Source organism: Hymenobacter puniceus, from assembly GCF_014333525.1.
In the GTDB taxonomy this organism is placed as follows: Bacteria; Bacteroidota; Bacteroidia; order Cytophagales; family Hymenobacteraceae; genus Hymenobacter.
In genome coordinates, this window is the sequence record NZ_JACSCX010000004.1 from 407,147 (window position 1) to 421,130 (window position 13,984).

Annotated in this window: 11 protein-coding genes; 3 read left to right on the forward strand and 8 right to left on the reverse strand. The window is 59.4% G+C overall.

The window, feature by feature from the left end:
* Window position 1 precedes the first annotated feature (1 nt).
* Window positions 2–2,551 (reverse strand): type IA DNA topoisomerase, encoded by a 2,550-nt coding sequence (locus H8B14_RS14010; protein WP_187316258.1) that lies wholly within the window; start codon window positions 2,549–2,551, stop codon window positions 2–4.
* 212 nt (window positions 2,552–2,763) lie between these two features.
* Here H8B14_RS14010 and H8B14_RS14015 point away from each other — a divergent pair, with 212 nt between their 5' ends.
* Window positions 2,764–3,282, forward strand: coding sequence for a glycine-rich domain-containing protein (locus H8B14_RS14015; RefSeq protein ID WP_187316259.1), 519 nt, complete (start codon window positions 2,764–2,766; stop codon window positions 3,280–3,282).
* On the forward strand, window positions 3,246–4,097 hold the full coding sequence (locus H8B14_RS14020) for a hypothetical protein (protein ID WP_187316336.1): 852 nt from the start codon (window positions 3,246–3,248) through the stop codon (window positions 4,095–4,097). Before H8B14_RS14015 ends, H8B14_RS14020 begins: the two co-directional genes overlap by 37 nt.
* Before the next feature lie 133 nt (window positions 4,098–4,230).
* Here the strand turns inward: H8B14_RS14020 and H8B14_RS14025 are convergent, their stop codons facing one another.
* A complete protein-coding gene (locus H8B14_RS14025; protein ID WP_187316260.1) occupies window positions 4,231–5,208 on the reverse strand; it encodes an SUMF1/EgtB/PvdO family nonheme iron enzyme in 978 nt (325 codons plus the stop codon).
* Between the two features lie 164 nt (window positions 5,209–5,372).
* Here H8B14_RS14025 and H8B14_RS14030 point away from each other — a divergent pair, with 164 nt between their 5' ends.
* Window positions 5,373–5,801, forward strand: coding sequence for an EamA family transporter (locus H8B14_RS14030; RefSeq protein WP_187316261.1), 429 nt, complete (start codon window positions 5,373–5,375; stop codon window positions 5,799–5,801).
* 41 nt (window positions 5,802–5,842) lie between these two features.
* On the opposite strand, the gene H8B14_RS14035 is transcribed toward H8B14_RS14030, so the two are convergent.
* From H8B14_RS14035 to H8B14_RS14060, 6 genes are all read right to left on the reverse strand, one after another.
* Complete coding sequence (locus H8B14_RS14035) at window positions 5,843–6,787, reverse strand: NAD(P)-dependent alcohol dehydrogenase (protein WP_187316262.1); 945 nt, start codon at window positions 6,785–6,787, stop codon at window positions 5,843–5,845.
* A 255-nt stretch (window positions 6,788–7,042) separates the two neighbouring features.
* Window positions 7,043–8,659, reverse strand: a complete 1,617-nt coding sequence (locus H8B14_RS14040) for a SulP family inorganic anion transporter (protein ID WP_187316263.1) — start codon at window positions 8,657–8,659, stop codon at window positions 7,043–7,045.
* Between the two features lie 173 nt (window positions 8,660–8,832).
* A complete protein-coding gene (locus H8B14_RS14045; protein WP_187316264.1) occupies window positions 8,833–10,230 on the reverse strand; it encodes a sensor histidine kinase in 1,398 nt (465 codons plus the stop codon).
* A 141-nt stretch (window positions 10,231–10,371) separates the two neighbouring features.
* Window positions 10,372–10,809 (reverse strand): hypothetical protein, encoded by a 438-nt coding sequence (locus H8B14_RS14050; RefSeq protein ID WP_187316265.1) that lies wholly within the window; start codon window positions 10,807–10,809, stop codon window positions 10,372–10,374.
* A 70-nt stretch (window positions 10,810–10,879) separates the two neighbouring features.
* Window positions 10,880–12,271, reverse strand: coding sequence for an NAD-dependent dihydropyrimidine dehydrogenase subunit PreA (gene preA, locus H8B14_RS14055; RefSeq protein WP_187316266.1), 1,392 nt, complete (start codon window positions 12,269–12,271; stop codon window positions 10,880–10,882).
* Window positions 12,272–12,497: 226 nt separating this feature from the next.
* Entirely contained in the window at window positions 12,498–13,826 is a 1,329-nt protein-coding gene (locus H8B14_RS14060; protein ID WP_187316267.1) for an NAD(P)-dependent oxidoreductase, read from the reverse strand.
* Window positions 13,827–13,984: the final 158 nt, after the last annotated feature.

The following is a 13,984-nucleotide window of genomic DNA, read 5'->3' on the forward strand; positions in this document are numbered from 1 at the left end:
ATCAGTTCTGCCCGAACACCGGCTCTATCCGGCCTTCCGGATTAATCTGCAGCACGGCTTCGTAGTTCTTGCCGGTTTTGGCGGATACAAACCCGCGGATGACGCCGGTCTTGCCTTTGCGCAGCAACTGGTTCATTTGGGTGTCGGTGAGGGTTTTGCCGCCCCATTCGAACGGCACGCGGAACTGGCAGTCCTCGCGGAAGCGGGAGCAGCCCCAGGCGCTTTTGCCACGCAGCATCTGCCCCAGCCGGCACACCGGGCACGGAATCTGGCCGGGGTCCTGGGGCGTGGTGGGCTTGCTTTCAGCGGCGCGCACCAGCTCCAGCGTGCGTGCTGGCGTAAGGCGAATGGCGGCATCGAACTTCTGACCCATATCGTCCACGAAGCCTTTCATAACCGGCGTGCGGCCCTTTTTCAGTAGCTCGCCCACTTGCTTGTCGGTGAGCTTTTTGCCTTCAAATTCGGTGGGCAGCCGGAATTGACAGCCTTCTTTCCAGCGCGAGCAGCCCAGCGCCGACTTGCCACGCAGCACGTGGCCACTGCCGCAGGCCGGGCACGGTCCCAGCGCCCCCGGTACGGCCGGTGTGGCCGCCGCTTTCGGCGGACTGGCTTTGGCGGTGGCGCCGGCTTTCTGGCCGGTGAGGTCTGCCATTTCGGGCTTGAAGATGCTGATGCCGCGGCCCGAGCCGTCCTGTTTCACTTCCTGCACCATCTCGCGCACCAGCTGCTGCAACTCACCCAGAAACTGGCCTGAGTCCAGCTGGCCGCCTTCAATCTGGCGCAGCTTCCGCTCCCACTGCCCGGTCAGCTCCGCCGATTTCAGTGTGGGGTTGCGAATCAAGCCAATCAGCTCGACGCCGGTGGGCGTGGGCACGATTTTCTTTTTATCGCGCCGGATGTAGCCGCGCTTGAACAGCGTTTCGATGATGGCGGCGCGGGTAGAGGGGCGGCCGATGCCGTTTTCCTTCATAGCCTGGCGCAGCTCCTCATCGTCGACGTTGCGGCCGGCGGTTTCCATGCCGCGCAGCAGCATGGCCTCAGTGTAGTCGCGCGGCGGCTGGGTCATTTTGGCGTCGAGGCGCGGTTTGTGCGGGCCGGTTTCGTCTTTCACAAAGCTGGGCAGCACGGTATTCACCACGTCGTCGTCGCCTTCGCCAGCTGCTTTCGGAGCCGAGGGCGCCTGCTGCTTTTCCGGGTCGCCGTACACCTCGCGCCAGCCGGGGCTGAGGATCTGGCGGCCCCGGACGCGGAACGTGCGCCCGGCCACGTCGGCCGTCACGGTGGTGTTCGACACTTCGCAGTCGGGGTAAAATGCGGCCAGAAAGCGCCGCACAATGATGTCGTAGACGTTGCTTTCGGTGCCGTGCAGGCTGTTGGCACTGGCGCCGGTCGGGATAATGGCGTGGTGGTCGGTGACTTTGTTGTTGTTGAAGACTTTGGTGCTTTTGCGGATTTTGCCGGCCGCCAGCAGCGGCGCGGCCAGCGCGCCGTGTGCCCCGCCCAGCCCGCGCATAATGCCCGCAATTTTCGGGTACTGGTCATCGGGCAGGAAGGTGGTATCAACGCGCGGATAGCTTACCACTTTCTTCTCGTAGAGGCCCTGCACGGTCTTGAGTGTGTCTTCGGCCGAGAGACCTAGCTGGTTGTTGCACTGCACCTGCAATGAAGTCAGGTCGAACAGCGCCGGCGGGCTCTCCAGCGCCTTCTTGATTTCCACGTTGGTCACCGTCAGGGGCTGGCCGGTTACCTGGGCCATGGCGGCGTCGGCTTCTTCCTGCGTCACGAAGTAGCCGCGGGCTTTCAGGCGGGCTTTTTCGTCGGGCTCGTCGTCGTCCTTGCCCTTTTTCAGCACGGCCACGTGGCTGAACATGGTGCCGCGGTACTCGGTGCGCAGCACCCAATACGGCTCGGGCCGGAAGTTCTGGATTTCGTGGTAGCGGTCCACAAGGAGTGCCAGCGTGGGCGTCTGCACGCGCCCGATGCTGAGCACCTGCCGCTGGCCGGGCGCGTACTTGAGCGTGAACAATCGAGTAGCGTTCAGACCCAGCAGCCAGTCGCCGGCGGCGCGGCTTTTGCCGGCCTGGTAGAGGTTGTCGAACTCCGAGCCCTCGCGCAGGTTCTGGAAGCCCTGGCGGATGGCTTCTTCGGTGAGCGAAGAAATCCAGAGGCGTTTGAATGGCTTGCGGTACTTGGCTTCCATCAGCACCCAGCGCTGAATGACTTCGCCTTCTTGGCCAGCGTCGCCGCAGTTTATCACCTCGTCGGCGTTGGCCAGCAGGTTCTTGATGACGTTGAACTGGCGCACCACGCCGTCGTCGCGGCGCATGAGCTTGATGCCGAACTGCTCGGGCACCATGGGCAGGTCGTGGATGCTCCAGCGCTTCCACTCGGGGCGGTAGTCTTCGGGCTCGCGCAGCTGGCAGAAGTGCCCGAACGTCCAGGTGACCTGGTAGCCGTTGCCCTCATAATAGCCGTCCATGCGCCGGTCGGCGCCCAGCACACTGGCAATTTCGCGGGCCACGCTGGGCTTTTCGGCAATGCAGACTTTCAAAATCGCAGATGTGGCAGAGTAAACACTGATTTCGCAGATGTGGAAGTCAGCGGGGAATCAACAAAGATAAGGTGCGGAAAGGTCGATTTGAAGCCAGTGAAAATCACCTTTTCGCCCCAACGTTGTTGCCTCATATTTGCTTTTGCCGTCGCCGTTTCCGTGGTTGGCAGTGTGAATTGACGTTGCCTACTTCCGTTTACTTCGCGCATTCCGTGACACCAGCCATTCAGCCTGAGTTGTGGGACAAAATCCAGCGGTTTGAGCTGGATGACACGGCCGCCGCGTTTTCCTTTACCGACCGGCTAGCCCGCGAAAATGGATGGAGCCTGCCCTTTTGCCTGCGGGCCGTGCTGGAGTATAAGCGCTTTATTTTTCTGCTCTGCGTCATCCAGCAACCGCTTACGCCTTCCGACGAAGTAGACCAGGTCTGGCATCTGCACTTGCTGTATACCCGCTCCTACTGGATTGATTTCTGCCAGCATACGCTAAGCCAACCCATTCACCACGGCCCCACCCGCGGCGGCAGCCAGGAGCACGCCAAATTCGACGACTGGTATGCCCGCACACTCACCCACTACACCGCCGTGTTCGGGCAAGCGCCGCCGCCCGACCTGTGGCCGCCGCCCGCCGTTCGTTTTAAGCCAGCTCATTTTCAGCGCGTCAACTTATCTACCCACTGGCTACTTTCCCGTTTATGGCCACTCCGGCGCTTTCGCAACCGCAACAAGTAGACGATTTCCTGATCGACGCCCGGCCTACAGAGCTGTTGCTGCTACTGGCTGACGCCACCCCGCCACTGCGGCAACAACTACGACTCACGTTTCTGGAACTGCTGCGCCGGCAAGTGCTGGTACTGGAAAACCGCGCCGTGCAGCCCCACCCCTCCGACCCGATTAGCTACAGCAGTTACCTACGGCCCGGCCCCACTTTTACACAGTATCAGCCCCGCCCTTATGAAGCGCTGCTGCTACGCCCATTCACGCAGAATTCATTGCCTGAAATACTGCTCAAGCATTTCGTAAAGCTAGCTTTTCGGGCGGCGCAGTCGGCGGGGCAGTTTGGGAAGCTGGTACGCCAGCACCGGACCTTGGTCGGCCTGTACAAGCTTAGCTGGTGGCGCTGGGCACTAGGGCTTTGGCACCTAACGCCAGCTGGTGCCACGTTACGCCATCAGCTGGAAAGCAGGCTTATCGGCTACGACACGACTTTAAGCCAGTTGACCTTGCAAAATGCCGCTGCCGCCACGGCGCTGGCTGCTCAACTTGGGGGAGTGCTGTTTTTGCTGCCCACGTTTCAGTCGCCCGATGGCCACGTGCTCGACCAGGAACTATATCGGGCCCAGCGCGAGCAAGAGCAAACCAGCGGAGCCGATTGGTCGGGTGGCAGCAGCGACGGCATCGACTCCTGGCACGACTGCGGCCACCACTTCGATAACCACGCCGATGGCGCTGATAGTGATGGTTCCGGTGGCTCCGGGTGCGGCGGTGACTCAGGATGCGGGGGCGATTCAGGATGCGGTGGTTGCGGCGGTTGCGGCGGTGATTAATTCGCCGTTATCAATCACAACCCGGATCCTGCAATACCTTTTCGGAACACCAGTTGAGCACAGTGAAATACTCACTAGAAGTATGAGTACTACAGATTGCAGAAAAGAAAGTTGAAATACTTGTACGCCTACTTTACTGCCCTACCCGCCGCACCATGCGCACCGTGGCTACGCAGCGGAAGCCCAGCCAGCTTTGCGGGCCTTGGTAGAGCTGTTGCGACTTTAGTATCAAGCCCAGCATAGAGCTTTGAAACGAGCCGCCTTTTGCTATGCCTTTTGTGGCCGTCATTTCGGCGGCGTTGCCGATGATATTGTAGAGGCCGAGGTAGTTGGCGGGGTTTACATACACGTATTCCAAGCCCAGCAGGCTGGGCTTCGCCGCACACTCAAATACCTGGTTGGTTTCGGTTGTGTAATAGTTTTCGCGCAGGTTGTAGGGCAGCTTGTAGATGGTGCTAGCAGCCGGAATCTGCAGCGCAACCAGGCAGGAGTCGAGCCCGGGTTCTTTGCGCGGAGCGACGGGCTTTAGCTTGGCTTTAGGGCTGAGCGGTACCAACGCGGCCGGCGTATGGCCGCTGCCGAGCGGACCTGCGGCGGCCTGCTGCCACTCGGCTTCGGTAGGCAGGCGGTATTCCACCGTCAGGTCGTAGTCGCGCAGCTCGGGGTGTTTCTTGCGGAACTCTGGTCCTTGACGCAGCAGCTCATTGACGGTGGCGCTGCGCCACTTGCAGTAGGCAGCCGCCTGCTCGTAGCTGATGCCCACGGCCGGATAGTAGCGGAAGCCCGGATACCGGAAGTAATACTCGGTGCTGGGGCCACCGGCCGCTCCCGCCGGTGGCGTAGCCGTCAAGATGGTCCAGGTGGTAGAGTCGGGTAGCTGGCTGCGGTAGAAGGCGGTAGAGGAATCCAGCCGGATGCGCTGCAGGTATTCCAGCCAGTGAATGTTGGCCACCTCCGATTCGTCCACAAACAGGTTGTCGGCCAGTCGGATGGTGCCGGGCGGTTCGGGCGGCCGGGGCGTAGCCCCAACTTGCCCACGCTGGGCTACTGCCAGTTGGGTTAGCAGCAAAATAGCAATCAGCAGCAATGAGTTTTTAGCGCTATGTTTCATGGAATGCAGACAAGGATACTGCCCAATCGGGCTTTTACACTTAGTGGCAGAAAGAATTATTGGCGCTCTATATAGACTGGTAGACAAGGCTTTTGGCAGCTTCTTACCACCGAAAGACTACCCGGCTGCGTACGCTACTGCACAGTCATTCTTTATTCGTGTGTATGTGGGTAGTTTTTTCGTTGCTGGCGGCTTTGTCCGCAGCGGTAGTAGTCACACTTTCCAAAGTAGGAGTCAAAAACATTGAACCCAGTGTGGCCTTTGCCATCCAATCGGTGCTGATTGTGAGTGTGGCCTGGGGCGTGGTGGCGTGGCAGGGACATCTGCCCCAAGTTGCCCAGATTGACCGCCGCACCTGGCTGTTTCTGATTGCCGCCGGCATTATCACCTGTGCTTCGTCGCTATTCTCGTTTCAGGCCCTGAAAATGGGGCAGGCTTCGCGCACTTCGTCGTTCGACAAAATTTCGCTGGTATTTTCGATTCTGCTGGCTGTTTTTTTCCTGAAAGAAAAAGTAACGTGGCAGGTGGTGCTTGGCGCGGCCTTTATGGCCGGCGGTGCCATTCTGATAGCCTTCACCAAGCCCGCCGACTGAGTTGCAGACATATTTCGGCAAGCATAGTAGCCTCACTGCTTTTACACCGTCGTCACTACTAGTTTACCCGCAAAGCCCCCTTTTTCGCTGAGGCGGTGCGCGTCGGCAAGATCGTGCAGGGCGAAGGTTTTGTGAATAAGTGGCTTGATGGTGCCCGCTTGCAGCCACGCCGAAATCAGGGCCATATCGGTACCGCTATTCTTGGCCAGAAACATAGCCTGGCTTTTATCGGAAAAGGCCGTAGCCAGTGCACTTGTCACGAAGGCAGCCGGATCGGGAATGGTGGTAACGTATCGACCCAGACGGCGCAAGGCTCCGCTGCTGGCGCTGAAGCTGCTTTTACCAGCTGCGTCGAACACTACATCGTAGCGGCTGTGGTCCTGCGTGAAGTCGTGCTCTTCGTGGTTTAGTACTCGGTCGGCGCCGAGTGTGCTCACTAATTCCTGGTTGTCGGGTCCGCACACACCGGTAATCTCGCCGGCGCCCAGTGCCCGGGCTATCTGCACCGCAAACGAGCCCACACCACCGGAAGCCCCATTGATGAGCACCCGGTCGCCGGAAAGCAGGTGCCCGTGGTGAAAGAGTCCTTGCAGCGCCGTAAGGGCTGCTAGTGGCACAGCAGCAGCCTGCTCCAGGCTCAGCAGCGGTGGCACAAACGCGGCGCTGGTTTCGGTTAGCACGGCATACTCGGCGGCGGCCCCACCTACTCCATCCGCCATGCCGTACACCCGGTCGCCGATCTGAAAGCGCGTGACGTTGTCGCCGATAGCGGCTACTTCGCCGGCCACGTCGCGGCCCGGAATCTTGGGAAACTTGTGGCCCGTGAGCAGCTTCATTTCGCCCTGGCGCACTTTCCAGTCGATGGGATTGATGCTCGTAGCTCGGACGCGCACCAGTATCTGGTCGGCTTTGGGTACGGGCGTGGGTTGCTCGCCGTAGTGGAGTACGTCGGGAGAGCCATACTGCGTGTAGTAGGATGCTTGCATGGAAGCCAGGGGTTAAGGCAAAAGCTACACTCGCCTACGCAGCAACAGGGGTGGTAGGTTCGCCGAGGCTCCAGGATACGCCGGCTGCAGCCCGCAAAAAAACCGCCGTGGCCAAAGGCCACGGCGGTTCCAACCACACTTAACTACGTAAACTTGCCCAAGGGCAAGGCTGGGTGCCATTCGCTGGCTTTTTGCTGGCAGGCAGGCTGGAAGCCTGGGACACAGGGATAGATAAACCAAGCAGTGCGAAGCTGCCTAGTGGCCGAGAGCCTCTACCTGCTGAATGCCCCGCAACTCCAGTTTCACGCCCCGCTCGGGCGCCGATTGGCGGAAGTTTTCGATGGCCTCCAGCACGTCGTAGTCAATCATTTCTGACTCTGTACCGTCGAGGATGATGTGGCTGCCGGGACTGAACTGCTCCAGCATCCGGACAATGCTGGCTTTGTTAAGAAACGATACATGTTCGCCCAGCTTCAGGTAGTACACGCCTGCAGCCTGCAGCTCCGGCGTCTGGCGCAGAAAGTAAGCCGACTCGTAATGTGTTTTCAGGATGTAGAAGATGCCCACTACCAACCCAATCGTCACGCCCTTGAGCAAGTCGGTAAACAGGATGGCCACCACCGTAATGATGAAGGGTAGAAACTGCTGCCAGCCCAGCTTCCACTGCGTGCGGTACAGTGCGGGCTTGGTGAGCTTGTAGCCCACCACCAGCAGCACAGCAGCCAGCGCTGAAAGCGGAATCTTGTTCAGAATGGTTTCCATGAATAGCAAGCTGACAAGCAGCAGCAACGCGTGGATGAACGCCGACATGCGCGTCTGGCCGCCGGCATTGATGTTAGCCGAGCTACGCACGATAACGGCCGTCATGGGCAGGCCACCAATCAACCCGCTGATGATGTTGCCGGCCCCCTGGGCCATCAGCTCACGGTTGGTAGGTGTGGAGCGTTTGTGAGGGTCCAGCTTATCCACGGCCTCTACGCTGAGCAAGCTTTCCAGCGAGGCAACAATGGCAATGGTAAACGTCACTGTCACAAATCCGGGCTTCGAGAATGCCGACCAATCCGGGAAAGTGAATATGCCCACAAAGTCAGACCACGAACCAACATTCGGCAGCTGCACCAAGTGCTCCGGGCGAACCTTGATAACGGGCAGCGCAATATCAAGCAGAGAACTGAGCGCAATAGACAGCATAACCACTACCAGCGCCGACGGTACCCTCCGCAAAGCAGCAATGCGTTTGGCCAGCACGTTTTCCCAGAGTACCAGCACCCCCAATGACACCAGACCGATCAGGGCGGAGCCCCAGCCAAACGACTTGAGAGCACCAACCAGCGCCGTGAACGTGTTCTGGCCATCGAACTGCAGGAAGGTCATATCCTCGAAGTAGTCTGCATCAGCGCCCAGCAAATGTGGAATCTGCTTCAGAATCAAAATCAGGCCGATGGCCGCCAGCATGCCCCGAATAACCGAAGCCGGAAAGTACAGCCCGATGATACCAGCCCGCACTACGCCCATTATCACCTGAATAACCCCAGCTACCACGGTAGCAGCCAGTACCGCTTCAAAGGAACCCAGGGTTTGGAGAGCCGCCAGCATAATGGCTGTGAGGCCGGCAGCCGGCCCGCTCACGCTAAGCTGCGAGCCGCTAAGCCACGACACAATGACCCCACCGACAATACCCGTGATGATGCCTGCCAACAGAGGGGCACCTGAGGCCAGCGAAATACCCAGGCACAGCGGCAGGGCTACCAGGAATACAACCAGGCCAGCTGGCGCGTCTTTGCCCAGCGAGCTGAACGGGCCGCCAGCGGGAACAGAGGAAATTGGAGTGGACGCCGCTTGTTGCAGCGGAGCCGGTGCTATTTCGGGCATGAGGTAGAAAAGTGGAGTGGCATACACCAGCTATGTGCTGGCACGGATAGATTAGGAGCAGTCTACAAGTGTAAGTCCGGGCAATTAAGCCCCGGTTAAAAGGGTATTAAAACCAGATTAAATCGATGTGCCGTCGAATCACCACTTTGGTCTTTACTTTCTGCCGCTACATGCTACCCCAGCGCAGGCCATTCCAGCCACACTTGGGTGCCCTGCCCTAGGGTACTATCTACCCGGATAAGGCCGCCATGCAAGGCCATGATCTTGGAGGTGAGCGGCAGACCGATGCCGTGCCCGGGCACTGTACGAATGGCTTCGGCCCGGAAGAATGGCACGAACACCTGCAGCCGGTCGGCTTCGCTCATTCCCACTCCCTGGTCGCGCACTTCCAGCACCACCCGTGAGGCAGTAGTGGTAAGGCTGGCCACAATAGGTGACGCCGCATTCTTCGAGAATTTGCAGGCGTTTTCCAGCACGTTCAGAAACGCCGATAGCAGCAGCGCCTCGTTGCCGCGCACCGCAAACGGCTGGCGCACCATAGCCGGCACGTCGCCAAAGTCCAGATCAACGCGGCAGGTAGGGTTGCGGCGCTGCACTTCCTCGTGGGCCTGCAGCAGCAGCTCGTCGAGGCGCAGAGTAGTCAGGGGCACCTGGGAGGGGTCGTCGGAGGCGCGCGCAATCTGCAGCAAGCCGTTGGTGAGGTCCTTGAGCAGGCGAGCGGCATCGAGGGTACTTTGCAGCACGCGGCGGTATTCCTGGGGGCTCCGCTCTTGCAGCAGCGCCACTTCCAGCTCCCCGATGAGCACCGTAAGTGGCGTGCGCAACTCATGCGACGCATCACGCACAAAGGTGCGCTGGCCGGCAAAGGCGGTTTCCAACCGGTCAAGGAGTTGGTTGAAGCGCTGGGCCAAGTGCGCAATTTCGTCGTAGCCATCGGCCTGCGAAAGGCGGCGGTGCAGATCCGAGACGGTGATGCTGTCGACTTCGCGCACCACTTTCTGAATGGGCCGCAAGGCCATGCCCGCGAAAAACCACCCCCCGATACTCACAATGATAAACGACGTCAGCAGCCCGAAAGCCAGGATACTACCCAGGCTGGACAGCTTGTCGCGGCTATCGGTGTCCACGGACGAGGCCACTACCACGAAGTCGCCCCGGCGGGCGTCGCGGTACAGCAGCCCCACCGTTTGGTGATAGTTAGGACGCAACTGCACCTCGCGGCCCTCCTGCCGCACCGCGCTCAGCAAACTCACCGGCACCGGCACATCCGTCAGCTGTCCTTCCCGAAACACCACTTTGTTGCGCGCATCATACACGCGCACCTCTTCTTCCGGCAGCGTACGGTAGAACTGGCGCAAATAGCGGCGATACGAAGCCCGGCTAACCTCATCGGCGCGGCCGGTACCATCAAGGTAGACGTGGGCCACAATGCGGGCCCGGGCAAACAGGTTTTCGGTGAACGACTCCTGCCGGGCCTGGGCCGTGAAGAAGTAGATAACCAGCGAAAACAGCAGCAGCGTAAACGCCAGAATAGCCGCAAACTGCAGCGCCAGCCGAAGGCGAATCGTCATAAGAGCAGAGCTAAAGCAATAGTAACGGGCAGCAAGCTCCCACAAAAAAACCTCTTGCGCAGGGCAAAAGGTTTTGTGGGAGGGAGAAGGTGGGCAGTGTAGTCGTTGGACTGTGCCGAGTGACAGTAGGAAAACCTAATATCACCACGTCCTTATCTCCAACTTCCGTTTACGAACCCAGCGCCTCCAGAGCCAAGCATTAAACCAATTAGCTTTTGCGGGCCACGGCCCATCCTGAGCTTGATACATAGATGACATAGAAAGCTTGCCATCTTTGGTCCAGACAGCTAATGCGGACTCGCCGGAAATCAATTTTTGAGTATAGTCAATGGCTTTTTCCACATCATCCAATGGATATCCGCCCACCCCACCTTCCCCATCGAAACTGGTGAAGTGGCAGTGGTGTTCAGAGAAATACACTGTTAGCTCTTTATTCTCAGAGGAAATGAGAAAAGGCCAGCCGGAAGGCGACGTTAATTGTATGGTGAAATAACCTTCCTGAACGTTGGCGGAGTTCTGAAATTCCGGAAATGCGTCGAGGAGAATAGAGAGGATTTGAGCTGAATACGGGGAAAGCATCAGTAAATAAAGTTAGAAAGCCTCTGCATACAACATACAGAGGCTTTCCCTTGAAATATAGCAGCTAAGGTTACTCAGTTAGTGCCTGCTTCACAGTCATTTGCTCATACTGGCGGGCTCTGCCAGGCAGGGTTTTGTGCTTCTCCTTGCCCAAAGCAGCGGCGGGCTCGGGCACCCAATGGTGGCGGCCGCCGGCTTTTTCGTCGTTGAACTCGGTGGGAATATTGCCGGCCGCAGTGCGCTCCTTCCAGGTGACGTGCTGGGTGCCGTCGTCTTGGCGGTCCATGGTGATGCAGTCCTCGACGGGACAGACCAACGAGCAGAGGTTACAGCCCACGCAGTTTTCCTCGATGATTTCGGGGATGCGGGTGCCGGCGTTGAGCTTAATAGCCTGGTGGGCACCGTCTTCGCAGGCGGTGTAGCAGAGCTGGCAGCCGATGCACTTTTGCGCGTGGATGTTGGCCGTCACCTTGTACTGCATGTTCAGGTCTTCCCAGGGCAGCACGTTGGGCAGAGCTTTACCCACGAAGTCGTAGATGGTGTGGAAGCCTTTGTCGGTCATGTATTGCTCCAGGCCGCTGGTCATTTCGCGGATGATGCCGAAGCCGTAGTGCATGGCAGCGGTGCAAACCTGCACCGAACTCGCGCCGAGCAGGATGTGCTCCACTGCGTCGCGCCAGGTTTCGATTCCGCCGATGCCGGAGATGGGCAGGCGCACGTCGGGGTGCTGGGCGCAGTTCTTGAGCATGTTCAGGGCAATGGGCTTCACGGCCGGGCCGCAGTAGCCGCCGTTCGAGCCCTGGCCGTCCACTATCGGGTAAGGCGCGAACTGGTCGATATCCACGCCCACAATGCTTTGAATGGTGTTGATCAGCGAAATGGCGTCGGCGCCACCGCGGCGGGCGGCCATGGCGGGCTCGGTGATGTCACTGATGTTGGGCGTGAGCTTAACGATAACCGGAATTTTGGCCACTTCCATCACCCACTCCACGATGGTCTGCAGCACGGCGGGCTCCTGACCCACGGCCGAGCCCATGCCCCGCTCGCACATGCCGTGGGGGCAGCCGAAGTTCAGCTCAATGCCGTCGGCGCCGGCGTCCTGGCTTTGGCGCACGATGTCGTGCCACTCCTGCCGGCTCTGCACCATCAGGGAGGCAATGACGGCATGATTCGGAAAGCGCTTCTTGACTTCCTCAATCTCGCGCAGGTTGTCGGCCAGGGGACGGTCCGAAATCAGCTCGATGTTGTTGAAGCCCATCATGCGCTTGTCGCGGTAATTCACGCTGCCGTAGCGGCTCGACACATTCACGACGGGCACGCCCAGGGTTTTCCACACCGCCCCGCCCCAGCCGGCGTCGAAGGCTTTCATCACCTGGTAGCCGGAGTTGGTCGGCGGCGCCGAAGCCAGCCAGAACGGGTTCGGGGACTTGATGCCGGCGAAATTTATGGAGAGGTCTGGCATGAGTTGTTGTTTAAAAAGACGGTCATTCCGAGCGCAGCGGAGCGGAGTCGAGGAATCTCGCGTGCAGTGCTAATCAACTGGCAATACAATGAAGCGGTAGAGATGCTTCGGCAAGCGGACGCCAGATGAAGCAGGACGATACTGTTGCAACATCAGCACGCGAGATTCCTCGGCTTCGCTAGGAATGACGTTCTTATTTGCTCGTTTGCCCGGAACGACGTTCTGGTTACTTGCGGGAAAGGTATTCGTGGATGCCGCGGGCGGTGGCTTTGGATTCGGCGGCGGCGTTGACGACTTCTGCGCCGCCATTGCGGGCGTCGCCGGAAGTGAAGTACTGCGGGTTGGTGGTCTGGCCCGTGCGCTCATCGGCGATGATGCAACCTTTGCCATCGGTTTTCAGGCCTTCGATTAAGCTCAGGAACTGGGTCTGTTTGGCTTGGCCGGTGGCTTTAATCACCATGTCGCAGGGCTCGATGAACTCGGAGCCGGGCACGGTTGTCACCTGGCCTTCGTGCAAAGCGGTGCGGATGAACTTCACGCCTTCGACCTTGCCGTTGCCCACGATTTCGACCGGGGCTACATTGAACAGGCCTTTCACGCCCACGCCTTTGGCGAGGTCGTACTCGAACTCGTAGGCGCCCATATCGTCCTTGCCGCGGCGGTAGGCTAGGATTACCGAATCGGCACCCATGCGAGACGATTCGGAGGCGGCGTCCATGGCGGTGTTGCCGCCGCCAAGCACGATGACCTTGCGGCCGACGGTGGTGGCGTGGTGGTTCATGCGCAGCTGCTCGATGAACTCGACGGCGCCGATACAGTTTTCGCGCTCCTCTCCGGGCAGCAGCAGGGCGTTGGTGCGGCCCAGGCCAATGCCCAGAAAAATAGCGTCGTACTTGGCTTCCAGCTGCTGCAGCTCCACGCGGGAGCTGATGGGCGCGTTGTACTGCATCGAGTAGCCAAGCTGCTGTTGCAGGTAAGCCATTTCGGCCAGCACTTCCTCGTTGGTTATTTTGTAGGGCGCCACACCGTACACCGTCAGACCCGAAGGCTGACTTTTGGCCTCGAATACGTCCACCTCATAACCCAGCATCCGCAGCTCACAGGCCGCCGAAATGCCAGCCGGACCGGCCCCAATGACGGCGACCTTGCGGCCATTGTCGGGGCCGGGGGTGAACAGCGGCTTTTCCGCGTCGATGGCCTTGCGGGTGGCAAAGCTCTGCAGGCGCCCGATTTCGATGGGCTTCACGTCCTGCAGATTGTACACGCAGGCGCCTTCGCAGAGCACTTCCGTGGGACAGACCTTGCCGCAGGCGTTGCCGAAGTAGTTGGCCTCGTAGATGGTACGGGCCGCGCCGGTGTCGTTGCCAGTATTAATCTGGCGGATAAACTGCGGGATGTCGATACCGGAGGGGCAGGCCTGGATGCAGGGCGCGTCGAAGCAGAACAAACAGCGCGAGCTTTCGAACAGTGCCTCGGAGGAGTTCATCCGGGGCTTGAGCTGGGTGAAATTCGCTTGGAATTCCTGCTCGGAAGTTGGGGTAGCGTATTCGGCCATACGGCGAGTGTTGCGGTTGTGAAAAAGAAAAACCGTCTGTCATCCTGAGCTTACGAAGGATCTTGCCACGTCAGCGGCTAACTATCTGATCAGCACGCGAAATATCTCACTGCGTTCGACATGACGCGCTGGTTGATCGTTGACGCTTGATAAGGTCC

Excerpts from the sequence above, each read along its gene's own strand:
- H8B14_RS14040 (WP_187316263.1), bottom strand. The coding sequence starts at position 8,659 with ATGCCCGAAATAGCACCGGCTCCGCTGCAACAAGCGGCGTCCACTCCA.
- preA (WP_187316266.1), bottom strand. The coding sequence starts at position 12,271 with ATGCCAGACCTCTCCATAAATTTCGCCGGCATCAAGTCCCCGAACCCG.
- H8B14_RS14030 (WP_187316261.1), top strand. The coding sequence starts at position 5,373 with ATGTGGGTAGTTTTTTCGTTGCTGGCGGCTTTGTCCGCAGCGGTAGTA.
- H8B14_RS14035 (WP_187316262.1), bottom strand. The coding sequence starts at position 6,787 with ATGCAAGCATCCTACTACACGCAGTATGGCTCTCCCGACGTACTCCAC.
- H8B14_RS14025 (WP_187316260.1), bottom strand. The coding sequence starts at position 5,208 with ATGAAACATAGCGCTAAAAACTCATTGCTGCTGATTGCTATTTTGCTG.
- H8B14_RS14045 (WP_187316264.1), bottom strand. The coding sequence starts at position 10,230 with ATGACGATTCGCCTTCGGCTGGCGCTGCAGTTTGCGGCTATTCTGGCG.
- H8B14_RS14060 (WP_187316267.1), bottom strand. The coding sequence starts at position 13,826 with ATGGCCGAATACGCTACCCCAACTTCCGAGCAGGAATTCCAAGCGAAT.
- H8B14_RS14050 (WP_187316265.1), bottom strand. The coding sequence starts at position 10,809 with ATGCTTTCCCCGTATTCAGCTCAAATCCTCTCTATTCTCCTCGACGCA.
- H8B14_RS14020 (WP_187316336.1), top strand. The coding sequence starts at position 3,246 with ATGGCCACTCCGGCGCTTTCGCAACCGCAACAAGTAGACGATTTCCTG.